Origin of the sequence: Mycobacterium kiyosense, assembly GCA_021654635.1 — a bacterium.
Lineage (GTDB): Bacteria > Actinomycetota > Actinomycetes > Mycobacteriales > Mycobacteriaceae > Mycobacterium > Mycobacterium kiyosense.
This window is the reverse complement of sequence record AP025179.1, coordinates 2,397,169-2,413,369: the sequence shown is the minus strand read 5'-3', so window position 1 is coordinate 2,413,369 and position 16,201 is coordinate 2,397,169. Positions and strand designations below refer to the sequence as shown.

Below are 16,201 nucleotides of genomic sequence, written 5' to 3'. Positions count from 1 at the left end.
GTCTTTTCACGAAAGCGCTATCGCCGGTGATATCAACGTTCTGCAAAGGTCATGGCTCCATGGCTCCCCTTCCGTTGTCATGGTGACGCCGCTAGTCGTCGGCTTTGCGGCAACGTCAAGGGGGGCAGGTACTTTCGGCGACAGACTTGTCCCGCTGGGTGACCGTGAGCCGATACTTGACGGCCACGCTCAGGTAGATCTCAATGAAGCGGCAGGCGAACTGCCGATTGGGCGGCAACCACTCATCTGGGCCGGAGTCCGATTTGCGCCGATTCTCGGCGCCGGAGACTGCGAGCAGATTGTCGGTGTCGTTGGCGAACAGGAGTCGCTGGTCGGCGGTCCATTGCGCGGCGCCGGCGTCCCATGCCCGGTTCAGCGCAAAGACGTGGTCGATCTCGATGTCGTCGTGCGTGGGGCCGCCGTACTCGAGCGTGGCCCCGGTGTACGGGTCGTTGAGGATGCCGCGGATCACTTTGCAGTCCCGGGTGCCGGGTTTGAAGACGACGTTGGTCAACTGTGCGGCCAGCACCCGATTGCGGGTGTCGCATCCGGTGTGTTGGGTGTCCGTCCACGCGGGCCCGAACACGCAGCCCTGGCCGGGTTTACAGCCGCGTTGGTATCCCGGGAGCTTTGGCAGGTGTTCCACGACTGGCACGGAGGTGAGAAGTTGCGCGATGTGGTGGGCCGTATCGGGTGCCGTGGTCGATGTTGCGGGCGATGGCACCGAAGACGCAGGCGCCTGAGATACGCGGGTGGACACCGCGGTGCCCGGCGGGGCGGCGGGCGCGCTGCATCCGACGGCCGTAGCCGACATCAGCGCAGCGAGGACCACGACCGCGGCGGCCATGAAACGATTCACACCGTCACTTCTATCGCGGTGCACCGACACATTTAGGTGAGCTGCGCCGCAACAGGTTCCACGTGGACCCCGGCAGATCGGTTCGAGCAACACCCACCCCGGCGAAACTCGACTTGCGCCGAGCCTCGGCAAACGCGTAGAGACTAGCCTGAGTTCCAGGGGTTCGCGAAGGAGTTCGATGAGGGGCGTCAAGACGTGAGGTGCGACGAGCGGTACGCGCACACGTGAAGGTCTCGCGCCAGCGCTCACGATTCCGCCGTCACCGTAATCACCTGCGAGCACCCCGGCTGACCCGGCCGGGTCGATAGGGGCACGCGTGGAATTGCGCATTTTCTGGCCGTCGATTGCGGTCACGATCGGTTCGCTGGTCGCCGCGTACCTCTACCGGGGAATTCACGCGCTCATCCTGTGCGCGATCCTGGGCGTGCTGGAAGTGTCGCTGTCCTTCGACAACGCGGTGATCAACGCGACGGTGCTGCGGCGAATGGACGCGTTCTGGCAGCGGATCTTCATGACCGTCGGGATCCTGGTCGCGGTGTTCGGCATGCGGATCTTTTTCCCGCTGCTGGTGGTGTGGATGACCGCGGGCCTCGCACCACGCCAGGCTATGCAGCTCGCGCTCAATCCCCCACCCAACGATGCCGCGTACTTCCCCGATGGCAGTCCCAGCTACGAAACCGCGCTGACCACAGCGCATCCGCAGATCGCCGCCTTCGGAGGCACTTTCCTGCTGTTGTTGTTCCTGGACTTCATCTTCTGTGAGCGCGAGATCACCTGGCTTTCGTGGTTGGAGCGCCCGCTTGGCAAAGCGGGCAAACGCGGCCACCTGTCCGTGGCGGCTGCGGCGCTGGCGTTGGTCCTGACCTCCGAATTCCTTTCAGACAACGAACAACGCCACTCGGTGCTGCTGTCCGGCCTGCTCGGCATGGTCGTCTACATGGTGGTCGACAGCCTGGGGTCGATGTTCGCGGTCGACGACGACGCCACCGATCCGGGCGCCGGCGGACCCTCCCAACTCGTCAAGGCATCCGGCAAGGCCGGGTTCTTCCTGTTCCTCCAGCTCGAGGTGCTGGATGCGTCGTTCTCGTTCGACGGGGTAATCGGTGCGTTCGCCATCACGGCCGATCCCATTCTGATCGCGTTGGGGCTTGGTTTCATCGGAGCGATGTTCGTCCGGTCGATCACCATTTTCCTGGTGCGTAAGGGGACCCTCTCGGAATACGTGTACCTCGAACACGGTGCGCACTGGGCGATCGGCGCGCTGGCGGTGATCTTGCTGATTTCGATCAGATTCCACGTCAACGAGATCGTGACCGGCATGATCGGAGTGGTCCTCATCGGTGCGTCATTGCTCAGCAGCATGGTGCGTAATCGTAGGAAGAGACCCGACGTAGCGGGCACTGCCTGACGGGTCGGGCGGTAGATTCAGCAAACCTGGTACCGCACGGCTCAGGTGTCACATCAGTCTCATCCGTCTCGGATCACTGTGCCCGATCATGCCGTTCTTACAGCACCTTGTCGGCGGGAGTCGCCGCACACCAGCCTTCCGACCACGCGCCGCGCGCCGCAGGTAAGCCTTTCGCGGCAAACGCCTGCCGTCTGTCGTACCCCCGTCGCATACTGACTGTCGGGAGGAAGGCGGACACGATGAAGACACTCGTGGGCGGGACGTTCGGGAAGTACGAAGTCAACCGGCTGCTCGGCAAGGGCGGCATGGGTGAGGTGTACGAGGCGTTCGATACCGACAAGCGAAGGGCTGTCGCGCTCAAGGTGCTCACCGACCAGTTCGCCGACGACGCGACGTTCCGGGAGCGGTTCCTGCGCGAGTCGCACGCGGCGGCGATTCTGCAAGAGCCGCATGTCATTCCGATTCACGACTGGGGCGAGATCGACCACACGCTTTATATCGACATGCGACTGGTGCAGGGCGAGACCCTGCACGACATCCTCGCCAAGCGGATGCTCACGCCGGAGCGGGCGGTCGAGATCATCAGCCAGGTCGCGGCGGCGCTGGATGCCGCGCACGCCAAAGCGTTGATCCACCGCGACGTCAAGCCGCAGAACATCATGGTCACGCCCGACGATTTCGCCTACCTGGTCGACTTCGGCATCGCCGAGGCGCCGGGCGAGAGCCATCTGACCATGACGGGCTACCAGGTGGGCAGCTTCGCCTACATGGCACCCGAGCGGCTCAACAGCGATGCGCCCGCCACGCCGGCCGTGGACATCTACGCACTGGCCTGCGTCCTCTACGAGACGTTGACCGGCCGTCAGCCGTTCGTCGGTACCGCCCAGCAGGTCATCGCGGCTCACCTGTCCGCGCCGCCGCCGCGACCCAGTATGGCCAGGTCGGCGGTTCCGGCGGCACTCGACGAGGTGATCGCGCGCGGGATGGCCAAGCATCCCGACGACCGCTACGGCAGCGCCGGGGCGTTGGCCCGGGCAGCCAAGCGGGCGCTGACGGCGCCGCGGCCGACCTCGGCGACCGAGGACACGGTGTACGCCTCGCAGTACCAGCCGCCACCGCCACCGCCGCGTGATCACCAGCACTTCAACGCGCAGTTCAATTCTGCGCCAACGCTTTTAACGATGCCGCCGCAGCAGGATTCACGACGTTATCTGGTGCCAGCGTTGGTCGCGGTCGCAGCCACACTTGTAGTGGTCGTGATCGTGCTCGCGGTCGCCGTGGTCGCGAATCAGAACTCTGGTTCGGATAATCCCTCGCCTGCTGTTGCCTATCCCCCCTCGACGCAACCTGCTCTTCAGTCCACCTCTGAGACGACGGCTCAGCCGAGTTACCAGACGACGCCGCCGACGACGACGCGTTCGGTCGCGGTTCCAACGACCACCGCCGCGCAGGTTCAGGATGCCGAAGTGCAGCTGAGGCAGTACGTGAATCTCGATCGCTCGGTCGTCGCGTCGGATGCGATGAATAGGTGGGTTCCCCAGCTCAGCTCCAAGCGTCCCGGGACGATCGAAGGCGGCGTCGCGTGGGACAACGCGATGGCGCTGCGGGAGCACGAGCGGCTGCGGAGCCTGTACAACGCCAAGCTGCTGTGGTCCGGTGACTGGTCGACCTTCTCCGAGTCCAACTACTGGGTGACGATTGCGGGCTATACGTTCGGCGATGCCCAGGGCGCGTTGAGTTGGTGCAGCAGTAGAGGATTCGACCGGGATCACTGTATCGCGAAGCTGATCAGCACGACGCATCCGGTGGCGGGGAGCACGGCGTACAACTGAGTTGGCTCGGTGCCCTATCGCTCCACTCGTTCTCGGTCTCCGCCACCCAGCGTCGCTGTTCAAGGGGTTTGACCACGGATGAGTTGCAGCGTCGTTGCCGGCGCGGATTCGACCATCACATCCTCAAACTGAGCGAGCAGCGCACAGACGAAGGCTGATCGCTTCACATTGAGGTCGTTGAGCAACTCGTCCTGAGTCAGCTCACCATGAGCGCAGAGATGCTCCCATGCCCCAACAACCATCCACGCTGGGACGAGTTGGGGGCCGGTCCCCAGACGATCTGAACGGTCGGTTGCAACGAACACGCCGGAACGATCGACGGCGACGATCCTGTTTCATTCGCTTCTGGCTCAAGGTGGGAATTTCACCACCCCCCTTTTACACCGAGCAGATGCGTCCGAGCAGTGCGTTGTCGAGCTCGGCAGCACGTGAGGGTGGATGCGTCACGGCAGCTCCAGAAATCAGCAATTGTTAGATCAGCCCTCTCAGGCCTGCTCCATTCTAGGCTGTCGATGGGTAGCAATGAGAATGATTCCCCTAGATTCGCTGTGCACCAACGTATCCAGCGGACTGGCCTGCGACGAAGCTGCAGCAAAATCAATCTACGGCCCACTGTTCACTCCTTCCGGCAGCAACGAAGCGACCAGCCCGCAGAGGTGTTCCACCTCCGTCAGCGACGGCTGCATCTCGTACGCGTGCAGATGACAGGCGTTGCTAAGCCGACTCCAGGCAACGGCGGCCGCATCAGCTACTGCGGGCTCGTCGAGTGCGCGCAGCACGAGCAACTTGCTGCGCATATTCGCAGCGGGTGACACGACTCCCAGCGCACTACACCGTTGGGCCACAATGTCTTCGAGTGCCTGTCGGGCAATGAATGCAGCCATGCGCGGTGACAGCCCTCCAACGCTTCGCGTGTTCAACAGCCGCCGCGCTTGGCCGAGCAGTTCGGCCGCGCTCATCGCAGCGCTAGCACTTCCTCGACGGTGCGTTCCAGGTCGCGTGCGTCAGCCATGGACACGGTCGCCTTGTTGTGAACGGCGTTGCACAGTCGCGTCGAACGCCGTCGTTCCGGTTTCTGGTCCAGCCACTTGGTCAGATCGGCTGAGGCATCACCCAGCACCGCCAACGCCACCCGTGGAATGGTCTTCTTCGTCGCCAGCCACGCGTCCTCGCACTCCGATCGCGGACATCCGGCCAGTGACTGCTTGGTGTAATACGTTTGCTTGGCAGCCGATTCCAAAGCCATCCGGAACAGCCCCGGCAGCACGCGCGCCTTGACGTCATCGGCAAGGCCGTCGTCCTTGATCAGTGCGAACACATCGCGGACCTGACGAATGGCCGGGTTAATGTTATCGCGCACAGTCACTTTCGACTCGCTCTCGCGCACCACCTCGACCAGTCGTGCGTCGACACCGGTTTCGCGAATCACCGAGGCCAGCCGATCGTCGTGGGAGAACACGATCACCTGATGGGTCTGGGCGATCTCACCCAGCACCTGCACGAAGCCGTCGATCTTGGCGGGATCCATTGCCTGGATCGGATCGTCGAGCACAACGAACCGGAACGGGCTGGCCGCGGCAGTTGCTCGCGGCAGGAACAACGCCAGCGCGAGCGCGTGTAGCTCACCTTGGCTCATGACCGACAGCGCTTTGGTGGGTTGTCCATCCACAGATCCACTGAGCTCTGCGCGCCGGCGATTCGCGCTACCCTGCAGGGTGATCTCGCCAAGGTCGACGTTGCTTTCCTGCCTGAGCTGCGCCCATATCTTGCGTGCCTGCGCGGCAACGGGTTTCAAACGCAAATTTCGGAAAGCCTCGCCGTTCTTATTCATCCAGCTCTTAGCCGCCGTCATGGTCTTCAAGGTGTCGTCGAGCGAGCGCGCATCCTCCTCGAGCCCGACCCATCCGCCGAGCTTCGCGGCTAGCGGAGCCCAGCCACTTTCTCGATCTGTCAACGCTTCTGCAGCCTGCGAGCGCAAACTCTCAGCTGCTTCGCCGACGGCGATCAGGGCAGATTCCAGGTGGGACGCCAAGTCCACATCACCGGTGGGCGTAGCTACAGCCGCAGAAACCGCGGCGTTGTACGCCGCCAACCCGGCCAATTCGGTGGCCGGCACTTTGCTGACTTGTTCAAGGCCCACCAGCAGCCTGCGCGCGGAACTTCGCGCTTGATTGAGTTCGTTGGTCGCGGCGCGATATTCGGCCAGTGTGGACTCGGTACTAGAGACATCCGCGCGCGCCTGCGTCGCCCAGTCGCCGTCGAGCCTGCCCTTGCCGCAAACCGGGCAGTCCGTGTCGCCGGCGTGGGCGTGGAATGTTAACGCGGCCTCGAGCAGGTCGAGCCGTTGGCGAGTCGTGTCGACGACGGTGGTGGCGAGCTGCGCAACGGCCTGGGCAGCGGTACGCAAACGGCTTGCAGCGGAGTCAATCTCATCGAGCGACGGAGTTTCGAGCTGAGTCAACGCCCGAAGCGCGGGGACGACCTTGAGATCTGAATCATCGGAACCAGTCGCCAGCCCCCTTACTTCATCCAGCGGAACAGGTCGCTTCTTCAGCAGTTTCGTTGCGCGCTCAGCGCGTTCGTCGCTCGACTCGGCGAGCATGCCGAGCAGACGTTTGCGCTCGTCATCCGCCTGATCGCGTGCAGCCTTTGTGGACTTCAGTTTGGCGGCGAGCCATTTCTCGGCATCCGCGAGCACGTCCAGGCCCAACAACTTGTTCAGCGCGTCATACAACGCGGCAGGCCCGTCGTCGAATACGCGGCCGAGTTCGTCATAGGAAAGCACGGGACGCCACAGTTCTAACGGGCGAGCCCAACCCAGACCATCGGTGCCCTCCGCCCGTTGGGCCGATCCGAATTGTGTCCACGCGCTGCGCTCAGCCAGCGTTGCGTCGTCTTTCCAGTCCACGCCGAGCGTGAAGGGCCCAGTACCCTCCGCAGCGAAGTGGATCCGGATTGCGCACGGGTCGTGATGGTGCAGGTTCCGCCAGGACTCCGCCCACATCTTTTCTTTCTTCTCGTGCCAGCGATAGCTGGTTCCGGTCAGGGTCAGTTCGAGTGCTTCGGCGAAGCTGGATTTACCGGAGCCGTTGCGGCCACTGACCACCATCAGGCCCGGGGCAGGGTAGAGGTCGAGCTTCGCCTGCCGCCCAATACCGCGGAACCCCGCCACCGAGATACTCGTCAGAAATGTGGGCGACGTGCGCTGCTGGACATCTCCATTGGTTGGGTCACCGACCGTGGCCAGTGCGTCGAGCACGGCGTTCTTGATCGCATCGTCGGTCTCGGAATCGTCGGCGAGCATCTGCAGGATGACGTCCCGGGTGGACTGCTCGCTGGGCGCAGGCGCTAGCTCTTCGTGCATGACCCGATTGAACTACGGCCCGGTGACAGACGTGCCCTTTTTGGTCTTAGAGAACGATTGGAATGAAAGCCTGGCTATGACAGTTTGATTCAGGACCGGTGTGACGGCCTGATTCAGGACCACCTTCTTTCAGACCGGTGTGTTGTGACGGTTTGATTCAGGACCACCCTCGACGGTTGGCGTGTCGATTATTGGCTCGCTGTCGGAGGGTTCCGGATGGGAAGTCGTGTGGAGCTGTTCGCCCAGATACGTAGGGACGCCCGGGTCGAGGGTTTGGGTATTCGGGCGCTTGCTCGTAAGTACAAGGTTGGCCGGGATACGGTCCGGCACGCGTTGGCGAATCCGGAGCCGCCGAGGCGGAAGACACCGGTGCGGGAGTCGCCGAAACTGGGCCCGCTCAAACCTGCGATTGATGCGATGCTGCGGACCGATCTGGATGCGCCCCGCAAGCAACGCCACACTGCGACAAGGATTTGCAATCGTCTGGCCGATGAACACGGCGTTGAGGATGTGTCGTATTCGTCGGTGCGTGACTATGTCCGGGTCCGTCGTGCGGAGATCATCGCCGAGTCCGGTAAGCAGGCGCAGGAAGCGTTCGTGCCGCAGGAACACCCGCCCGGCGCTGAAGCTGAGGTTGATTTCGGCGAGGTTCACGTCATCCTCGCTGGTGTCAGAACCCGCTGCTACATGTTCGTTTTTCGAATGTCGATGTCCGGCAAGGCAGTCCATCGGGTGTATGCGACTCAGTCGCAGGAGGCGTTCCTCGAAGGCCACATCGAAGCATTCGACGTGATCGGCGGCATCCCGGTGCGCCATATCCGCTACGACAACTTGAAGTCTGCGGTCACCTCGGTGGTGTTCGGCCGCGGTCGGGGCAGGGTCGAGAACGACCGGTGGGTGCTGTTCAGATCGTTCTACGGGTTCGACCCGTTCTACTGCCAGCCGGGAGTGAAAGGCGCCCACGAGAAAGGCGGAGTCGAGGGCGAGATCGGACGTTTCCGCCGCACCTGGCTCACGCCCATGCCGGAAGTGGACTCGCTGTCAGAGCTCAACGACTACATCCGCCGCTGCGAAGCACGTGAGGATCATCGGCGGGTCACCGGCCGGCTGCACACCGTGGGCCAGGACTTCCAGACCGAACGAGAACATCTCGCCGCTCTGCCTGCCGAGCGGTTCGACCCGGGGCTGGTGCTGCATCCACGGGTGGACCGGTCGGCGCTGATCACGGCGCGGTCGGCGAAGTACTCGGTTCCCGCCCGGTTGATCGGACGCAAAGTCAGGGTGTCGCTGCGGGCCTCGGAGTTGGTCGTCTTCGACGGCCGCACTATCGCCGCACGCCATGAACGCGTCACGACCCGCAACGGGCAATCGATCAACCTCGACCACTATCTGGAGGTGTTGCACTGCAAACCCGGCGCGTTGCCCGGCTCCACCGCGCTTGCTCAGGCCCGCGCCGCCGGCACTTTCACCGCAGCGCACGAGGCGTTCTGGCAGCAGGCCCGCCGCGTCGACGGCGATGCTGGCGGGACTCGCTCGCTAATCGACGTGCTGCTGCTGCACCGCAGCATGCGCGCTACCGATGTGATCGCCGGGATCCACGCCGCCCTGTCGGTCGGTGCCGTTTCAGCGGATGTGGTCGCGGTCGAAGCACGCCTGCATGCCGCCGGTGGTGGTCTCGAATCAGACCGTCACGCCGGTAACCATGCCAATACCGTCGATTACCGGGTCGTCAGTCTGACCCAGCGCCGCCTGGCTGATCCAGCGACCGTGATCGCCGGCCTGCCACCCGACACCCGGCCGCTGCCTGACGTCGCGGCCTACGACGAGCTGCTCCAACGCAGACCCCCAACACCGCCACCCGGTGACGGAATGGAAGGAACGACTGGATCATGAGCACGGCCACGAAAGTCACCAACACCCTGCGCCGCCAACGCGGGATGACCCCACAAGCGGCCCAAGCCGCCGTCGATTCCGCATGCCGACGCCTGCGGTTGCCGACCGTGCGTGCGGTGATCGACGAAGCAGTGAAAGTCGCCGAGCGTGAACAGCTCACCTACCACGGCTTCCTCGCCGAACTGCTCCTGGCCGAATGCGATGACCGGGACCGCCGATCCACCTTGCGGCGAGTCGCAGCGGCCGGGTTTCCACGTCAGAAATGGTTGGGCGACTTCGATTTCGACGCCAACCCAAACATCAACGCCGCCACCGTACATACCGTCGCCCAAGGCGATTGGATACGCCGAGGCGACCCGCTCTGCCTGATCGGCGACTCGGGCACCGGCAAGTCCCACCTGCTCATTGGTGTGGGCACCGCCGCCGCCGAGCAAGGCTTCCGCGTCCGCTACACACTGGCGACCAAACTGGTCAACGAACTCGTCGAGGCCGCCGATGAAAAGCAACTCGCCCGCACGATCGCCCGCTACGGCCGCGTCGATCTTTATGTATCGACGAACTCGGCTACATGGAACTCGACCGCCGGGGCGCGGAGTTGCTGTTCCAAGTACTCACTGAACGCGAGGAAAAGGCGTCAGTAGCCATCGCATCCAACGAGAGTTTCTCCGGCTGGACCAAAACCTTCACCGACCCCCGACTCTGCGCCGCGATCGTCGACCGACTCACCTTCCACGGCACCATCATCGAAACCGGCACCACCTCATACCGGCTCAGCCATACCCGCGGTAGCAGCTCGCGATCACAGCCTACGAAGACGCCTGAGCCACCACCTCCTCGCCGAGGTGGTCCCGAATCAAGCCGTCACAGTGGTCCTGAGTCAGGTTGACATAGAGAAAAGCCCGGCTCCGTTGTCGATTCGGACTTCATTTTTGCTCCGGTTGCGGCTTCGCCTTGGCGTTCCTCAGGCGGCCTAACTTCGGTTTGAGCTACTCGATCGTCAGGATGCGCCAGACTTCAGTCCCGTCGGCGTCTGGGCCGCACTTGCACTCCCAACGCTCGGGATTTTCGGCAGTGGCAGCAGCATAAGGATGGTGGCCCAGCTCTCGATGGCGGGTGATCCACTGCTCACGAAGATCTTCATCGAAGACCCCGGTTCGCCGATCCAACCGCGCTCAGCGCTCATGGCTGCACCTCCTCAAGCGCCGCAACGCGTTCCGGAAGTCAGCGTTGGGATGCGCATTGGGCAACACCGCCGTGACATCACGCAGCGCCGTGTCGACGGCCACGCTGCGCAGGCGCGCTCCGTACAGCGCCCCGATGGTCGGGGTGCGGCTGTAGGCCCCGACGCAGTGCACCAGCACCGTGCGGCCCTCGGCCCGTAACTGCTCGACGGCGCGCACTGCGTCCAGCAGCACGTAATCCAAGTGCGGATTTTCGTCGCGACCGACCCGGTCGATCAGGCGCACCTCGACGTGCGGCATGTCGTTGCGGACGTCGTCGTCGGCCAGCAGGCACAGCGAGACAACCGCATCGACCTCCGAACGCAGCTGACGCAAGGCCCCGATCCCGCCGAGCAGGACTCGGTCGTCGTACGGGTGCCGGGCGAACGTGTCGACGGGCGAGCCCGGGTAGGTGTAGTCGAAAGTGTCTGGCTTCCCTTGGCGCTTAATCGCATTGGCGAGCTTGACCAAGCCACGCGCGTCGAGGCTCGGCCAGCCGTTGAGCAGCTGGCGCCACTCGAGCGGAACCGCGGACGCACCGTAGGCCGCCCCTAGCAGTGCTCCTGCGATCGCCGCGACGGTGTCGGTGTCATGACCCGCCCGTACCGCGGCATCGATTCCGCGGCGGAGATGGTCGGCCCGAAACACACCGGCGCCAGGGTCGTCGGCCGGCACCGGCGTGGTGCTGATGGCCGACCACGCGGCCTGCAGCGCCGACACCACCCACCCGTTATTGGCGAAGAACGACGGCGGTGCCGCCTCAGCCGCATCGAGTCGTTGTGCCCAAAGCTCATGCCGTGCGGGCTCGAGGTGGCGCAGCCCGATGCGGGCATCGAGTTCGCCGGTGAGCACCGCGTGGCGGATGGCCGCGCACCAAATGATGCAGGCTTCGCCCGCATCCGGCTCCCAGTGGGTGAGCTGGCTGATCGCTGTTGCGGCGTGCACCATCGCGTCCTCGTCGTCGATGTGGGCCAGGGCGACCGGTGCGGTGCGCATCAGCGAACCGTTGCCGCCGCTGCGGCCGGTTCGCGCATGTAGTGCCTGCGACTGGGTTCGGGCACGCTCAGCCGTGATCGCGCCATCCCGGGTGGCGGCGCGCAGAACCGAAGAAGTCTGGAGCCCAATGTCTTTGGTGTTCCTCGACCATTGCAGCCAGCGGGTGACGATCGCGTCCTGCGCGGACTCCTCGCGCAGATCTGCGCCGGTCGCGGCGACTTCTGCAATGGCGATCGCCATCGCGGTGTCGTCGGTCCACTCCCCGACCTCCCAGCCGCGGCCGCCGACCATCGCGACCTCCTTGTCGAGCCCGCGCGGTGGCCCGAATTCGTAAGGCGCACCCAGGGCGTCGCCCGCTGCCATGCCCAGCAGTGCACCTTCAAACCTGTCGTCATATGCAGCCATGGCCACCATCTCCTTCTACGCCGGTCCGATTTTACGCGCGATCCGCAATAATCATACACCATTTATTGCGCTAAGCGCTCTATATACCTGCACTGTACTCTGAGGCACCGACATGACCGATCACAAGTACATCGACTCCCACGGCAAGGCGCTGGAGGACTATCCCCAGCCGTCCGTCGCCGTGGACACCGCCGTGCTCAGCCTGGACGCCGACAACGAGTTAGTGGTTCTGCTGGTCCGTCGACCTAGCGGTCGTGGGTGGGCGCTGCCAGGAACTTTTCTCCACGACAGGGAGCGACTCGCGCATGCTGTCGACCGTTGCCTGCAGGACAAGGCCAACATCCGCGGGTTGCGGCCGCGCCAACTCCAGGTGTTTGACAAGCCGGGTCGCGACAAACGCGGCTGGGTGCTGTCGGTCGCGCATATCCAGGTCGTGCAGCCGCATCAACTGGAGTCGCGTTCGTCGGAGCGCACTACCTTGGCCCTGGCGCGCGACCCGGGGAAACTCCCCTACGACCACCCGGAGATAGTGGAGTACGCCCTGGCAGACCTGCGGGCCCGCTACGTCGATCGACCCGACCCGGACGGACTGCTCGGCGAGGAATTCACCTTGCGCGAGCTGCGCAGCGCGCATGAAGCGGTGGCCGGGCACAACCTGGACCGCGATGCATTCCGGCGCCTGATGGAGCCCCTGATCCAACCTACGGGCACTTTCGTCAACGAGGGCAGAGGTCGACCCGCTCAGAAGTTCCGGCGCGGCTCACCGCCGGCCCGACGTCGCCGGAGAGGTCAACTGACCATGCCTCGCGATACCGACTGAACCACCCGGCCCCACGCCGCATCTCCGCCGCAGTGGCTACGTACGCTTGACGCTCTTGATGGTGATGTCTTCCGCCGAACACAGCCGGCACGTCAGTGGTCGCACCTTGAGCCGGATCTTGGAGATTTGTAACGCCTTCTTGCAGAACGGGTATCGGCACCCGCAGGACAGCGTGACCCACCAGTCCGCCCGGTGCTCTGCTTCATCGCAGAACTTCTGGCAGATGCATGGGATCTCGGTGTCGAAATCCAGCGCCGACAAAATCTCGAGCTCTGGCAGTAGCGAGCTCCCCCGGACCGTCATGGTTCGAAAGGGTAAAGCTCTAGTTGAGAGTTATGGGTGAGGCGCGCGCACCGAAATCCAAAATGTCGTCGACTATGCACCCCCCTAGCTGGATGGGACACCTAGTCGGCGGGCGAGATCCGGTCCACCGACTTCGCGGATGAAGTCCGGGTCGCCGCAGACCACGAGTTGGTCGCGTGCGCGGGACAGCCCCACGTAGAGCCGTTCGCGGGAGCGCTCGAACGCCGCAGCCTCGTTGACGACGAGGACCACCGCTCGCCGCTCCAAGCCCTTGAAGCCCAGGACGTGGCCGTAGAACACCTGCTCGGCATCCCAGAAGCTGTCCCAGTAGGCGGCGTTGCCGGCAGCCTGGCGTTCCTTTTGCTCGGGATGTCGGCTGCCGGTGGTCAGCAGGGCGACGTCTTCGGGGCGCCATCCTTCCTCTAGGAGTAGCTCGACTTCGTCGTCGCCGGCGTTCAGGGCGTCCTCCCGTGTGCAGGCCACGAACTTCACGGCAGGTCCGTCGCCGCCGAGGAAGCGCATCGGGTGATCGACCAGCGGCTGGAATGCGGTGGCGATCTGTCTGGTGTTGCGCACGTTGTGGTCGAGAATCAACGGCACCAGCGGAACGGGCGGCGAGCCATGGCGGTTGAACACCCGCTGACCCTCGTCGCTGAAGACGTACAGCCCACCCGTCTCGTCGTCTTTCAGGGCGGCCAGCAGCGGGTCCCACCACGCGTCGGCGAAGTCCTGGGCTTCGTCGACGACGATCGAGTCGTAGCGGTGGCCCGGCTCCAATTGTGCTGCGAGATCAGCCATCTGCTGCGGCAGGTCGTGCTCCCAGAACTGGACGGTCTGCTCGTTGCGCAGCGATTCGTCGGGCCCCTCGGGCGCACCCCACAGGACGCCGAGGGCGTGGAACTCCCCGACGTAGGCCGGCTGCTGGCGGCGGGGCCAGGCGGCGCTGATGCGCTCGAGGTAGGACGCCAGGCCGTGGGAGTAGCAGACCAGCGCGACGCGCTGACCTTGTTGCGCGAGCCGGCGCGCCTGCTCGATGGCCAGGAAGGTCTTGCCGCTGCCGGCACCGCCGCGCACCTCGACACGATTGATGAGTCGGATGGCATCGAGGATGACGGACTGATGCCCGGTGAGCGTGTCGGCGGCGTCCTCGTGAGCCAGGGCGCGGGCCACGACGTCGCGCTGCGGCAGTCCCCTGCCGATGAGCACGGTGGTCAGCTGGCCGATCCCGTCCTGGGTGAGCAGTGGCCGATCGAGCTCTTGGCGGATGAGGATGTGGCGAAGCTGGTGGGCGAGGCTGGGTAGGTCGGTGCGGTCGAAGATCTTCCACCGCGGGCACTCCGGCAGCGAAAAGTCTTTCGGGAGCTCGGTATTGGGTAGGACGACGAAATGATCCCAGCGCAGCCGCCCCTGGGTCCATCGAGGGTCGCTCTCGACGTAGTTTCTGAGCGCGTAGCAGGCTTCGCGGGCTTGGCGGATCGGTTCGATGCGCACTTGTTTGCCGCCGCGGTATTGGCACCAACCGTCACCGTCGTGCCACACCTCACCGCCCTTGACCTCCAAGCAGGCGATGCCGGCGCCCTCGATGGCCACCACGAAGTCGACCTCGTGGTCTTTGAGATGGTCGGTGACACGCTGGTTGGCGACGACTAGGTCGTCGGGCTGCAGCTGATCGAGCAGGGTGTGATAGATGCAGCGTTCGGCGCCGTTGTTCAGGCGTGGCGTTTCGGTGGTGGTCATGTAACCCCCTTAGAAGCATCGCAGCGTACCGATTCAGTGGGCGCCATCGCACGATTGAACAACGAGAAGGTGACATTAATTCGCGAACAACAGAGTCGTTACCGGCCAATGCAGCATACGGACAGATGGCCACTATCACATCTCAGTCTTGTTGTCCCGCAATTTAGGTCGGCACATCTGATATTCAAAGAACGCTCCCAACTCGTACCAAGAGCCTTCGTCAAACACCCAACGGAGCGCTGCGAACATCTTCAAAATATGTCGGTGGTCCAAAGTAGGTTCGCCCGCAGCACGTGCGACCCAGAGTGAAAGGAGCTGTCATAGAAGCCTTGGACTTCGGTGTCCTAAATAGGGTCTTCGTCAACAATGGCGAGTTTCCGAGATTGAAGGACGAGCAGATCCGGAGCGAGACTGAGCTGCAGCGACCCTGCTCTCTGCCCTCTTCCAACATGCGACTCGCTCCCAACACATCATTCAAGTTGGGCCAGACACTCTGCGACGTGGGCAGCGAAAGCTTTCTTGCCTCTGTAGCGCTCAACATCTTCAGAGGTGTGCAGCCAACCAGAACGCTAGCCAAGATCGACACACTGAGACCGTTACGAATCCCAGCGGCTGCCAGACTTACAGTTGCACCACGGATCCACAACTCCGCCGAGCCGGTGTCATACCCTGTGGCTGGACATAGTGTCGCCGTCAACGGCTGGATACCTTCCGGGCAACGAAGAATCGCTGACGGTTCAGTCCACGTAATGGGGTGTCACGTTTGAGAAAGCACCCCATGGTGCGCCGGGAGCCGCATTGACGGAACCGCGGCGCACACTGCATCCGGCAGCCGAGGCAGCCCATCAAATACTCGCCGACCACGGACCTTTGTCCGCGGTCGAGCTTCGTGAACGGCTCCGCAAAGAGGGCTTCGCTCAGCCTCTTGAACGGATTCAGCAATGGCCCGATCGCTTCCCGCAACACTTTGGTGTGACTTCCGGGGGGCTCCTGCACTGCGCAGAGCCTAGAGGCGTCGAATCGCACTCAGTCGACATAGACGACAATGACGCAGCCAGTGATGACTGGTATGTCGCCCAACCCGTGCGGGTTCCGCGCGACCGAGTCGCGGTGCTGGATTTGGAAACGAGCGGCCTAAATCGCACTACCGACTTTATTACCGAACTAGCCCTCGTGGGGCTCGACGGCACAATCCTCCTGGACGTCGTAATTGCTCACCCGGGTAACGTCTCTAGCTCAGCAGACGCACTCCTGCTTGCCGATGCGGTACGCGTCCTTACTACCCGGTTACAGGACGTGGACTTGCTTATTGGCCACAATCTGCTTGCCTTCGACCTGCCGTTCCTCAAGCGCGCTGCGGATCG

Annotated in this window: 11 protein-coding genes and 1 pseudogene; 5 read left to right on the top strand and 7 right to left on the bottom strand. The window is 63.7% G+C overall.

Annotated features, from left to right (window positions below; all coding sequences use genetic code 11):
* Positions 1-115: 115 nt before the first annotated feature.
* Entirely contained in the window at positions 116-859 is a 744-nt protein-coding gene (locus tag L6444_RS11380) for an HNH endonuclease family protein (protein ID WP_236982654.1), read from the bottom strand.
* Positions 860-1,175: 316 nt separating this feature from the next.
* On the opposite strand from L6444_RS11380, the gene L6444_RS11375 reads away from it, so the two are divergent.
* Both L6444_RS11375 and L6444_RS11370 read left to right on the top strand, forming a co-directional pair.
* On the top strand, positions 1,176-2,267 hold the full coding sequence (locus L6444_RS11375; protein WP_236982652.1) for a DUF475 domain-containing protein: 1,092 nt from the start codon (positions 1,176-1,178) through the stop codon (positions 2,265-2,267).
* Between the two features lie 239 nt (positions 2,268-2,506).
* Positions 2,507-4,099, top strand: coding sequence for a serine/threonine-protein kinase (locus L6444_RS11370; RefSeq protein ID WP_236982650.1), 1,593 nt, complete (start codon positions 2,507-2,509; stop codon positions 4,097-4,099).
* A gap of 59 nt (positions 4,100-4,158) precedes the next feature.
* Here the strand turns inward: L6444_RS11370 and L6444_RS11365 are convergent, their stop codons facing one another.
* From L6444_RS11365 to L6444_RS11355, 3 genes are all read right to left on the bottom strand, one after another.
* Positions 4,159-4,404, bottom strand: a complete 246-nt coding sequence (locus L6444_RS11365; protein WP_236982648.1) for a hypothetical protein — start codon at positions 4,402-4,404, stop codon at positions 4,159-4,161.
* A 297-nt stretch (positions 4,405-4,701) separates the two neighbouring features.
* Positions 4,702-5,058 carry a hypothetical protein gene (locus tag L6444_RS11360; protein ID WP_236982646.1) on the bottom strand — a complete coding sequence of 119 codons (357 nt, stop codon included), beginning with the start codon at positions 5,056-5,058 and terminating at the stop codon, positions 4,702-4,704.
* On the bottom strand, positions 5,055-7,463 hold the full coding sequence (locus L6444_RS11355) for an ATP-binding protein (protein WP_236982644.1): 2,409 nt from the start codon (positions 7,461-7,463) through the stop codon (positions 5,055-5,057). The genes L6444_RS11360 and L6444_RS11355 overlap by 4 nt, the downstream gene beginning before the upstream one ends.
* A gap of 216 nt (positions 7,464-7,679) precedes the next feature.
* Between L6444_RS11355 and istA the strand changes: the two genes are divergently transcribed.
* Positions 7,680-9,356, top strand: a complete 1,677-nt coding sequence (istA, locus tag L6444_RS11350; protein WP_055578112.1) for an IS21 family transposase — start codon at positions 7,680-7,682, stop codon at positions 9,354-9,356.
* Positions 9,353-10,242: pseudogene (gene istB / locus L6444_RS11345) on the top strand (IS21-like element helper ATPase IstB). Before istA ends, istB begins: the two are co-directional and overlap by 4 nt.
* A 286-nt stretch (positions 10,243-10,528) precedes the next feature.
* On the opposite strand, the gene L6444_RS11340 reads toward istB, so the two are convergent.
* Positions 10,529-11,977 (bottom strand): ADP-ribosylglycohydrolase family protein, encoded by a 1,449-nt coding sequence (locus tag L6444_RS11340; protein ID WP_236982642.1) that lies wholly within the window; start codon positions 11,975-11,977, stop codon positions 10,529-10,531.
* Between the two features lie 112 nt (positions 11,978-12,089).
* Between L6444_RS11340 and L6444_RS11335 the strand changes: the two genes are divergently transcribed.
* Positions 12,090-12,797: an NUDIX hydrolase gene (locus L6444_RS11335; RefSeq protein ID WP_236982634.1), complete on the top strand. Its 708-nt coding sequence runs from the start codon at positions 12,090-12,092 to the stop codon at positions 12,795-12,797.
* Between the two features lie 36 nt (positions 12,798-12,833).
* Here the strand turns inward: L6444_RS11335 and L6444_RS11330 are convergent, their stop codons facing one another.
* Both L6444_RS11330 and L6444_RS11325 read right to left on the bottom strand, forming a co-directional pair.
* On the bottom strand, positions 12,834-13,100 hold the full coding sequence (locus tag L6444_RS11330) for a hypothetical protein (protein WP_236982632.1): 267 nt from the start codon (positions 13,098-13,100) through the stop codon (positions 12,834-12,836).
* Positions 13,101-13,184: 84 nt separating this feature from the next.
* Entirely contained in the window at positions 13,185-14,837 is a 1,653-nt protein-coding gene (locus L6444_RS11325) for an NERD domain-containing protein (protein WP_236982630.1), read from the bottom strand.
* Positions 14,838-16,201 lie beyond the last annotated feature (1,364 nt).

What these genes read in the sequence shown, in the direction of transcription:
- L6444_RS11335 (WP_236982634.1), top strand. Translation starts at nt 12,090, where the DNA reads ATGACCGATCACAAGTACATCGACTCCCACGGCAAGGCGCTGGAGGAC.
- L6444_RS11325 (WP_236982630.1), bottom strand. Translation starts at nt 14,837, where the DNA reads ATGACCACCACCGAAACGCCACGCCTGAACAACGGCGCCGAACGCTGC.
- istA (WP_055578112.1), top strand. Translation starts at nt 7,680, where the DNA reads ATGGGAAGTCGTGTGGAGCTGTTCGCCCAGATACGTAGGGACGCCCGG.
- L6444_RS11360 (WP_236982646.1), bottom strand. Translation starts at nt 5,058, where the DNA reads ATGAGCGCGGCCGAACTGCTCGGCCAAGCGCGGCGGCTGTTGAACACG.
- L6444_RS11340 (WP_236982642.1), bottom strand. Translation starts at nt 11,977, where the DNA reads ATGGCTGCATATGACGACAGGTTTGAAGGTGCACTGCTGGGCATGGCA.
- L6444_RS11370 (WP_236982650.1), top strand. Translation starts at nt 2,507, where the DNA reads ATGAAGACACTCGTGGGCGGGACGTTCGGGAAGTACGAAGTCAACCGG.
- L6444_RS11355 (WP_236982644.1), bottom strand. Translation starts at nt 7,463, where the DNA reads ATGCACGAAGAGCTAGCGCCTGCGCCCAGCGAGCAGTCCACCCGGGAC.
- L6444_RS11330 (WP_236982632.1), bottom strand. Translation starts at nt 13,100, where the DNA reads ATGACGGTCCGGGGGAGCTCGCTACTGCCAGAGCTCGAGATTTTGTCG.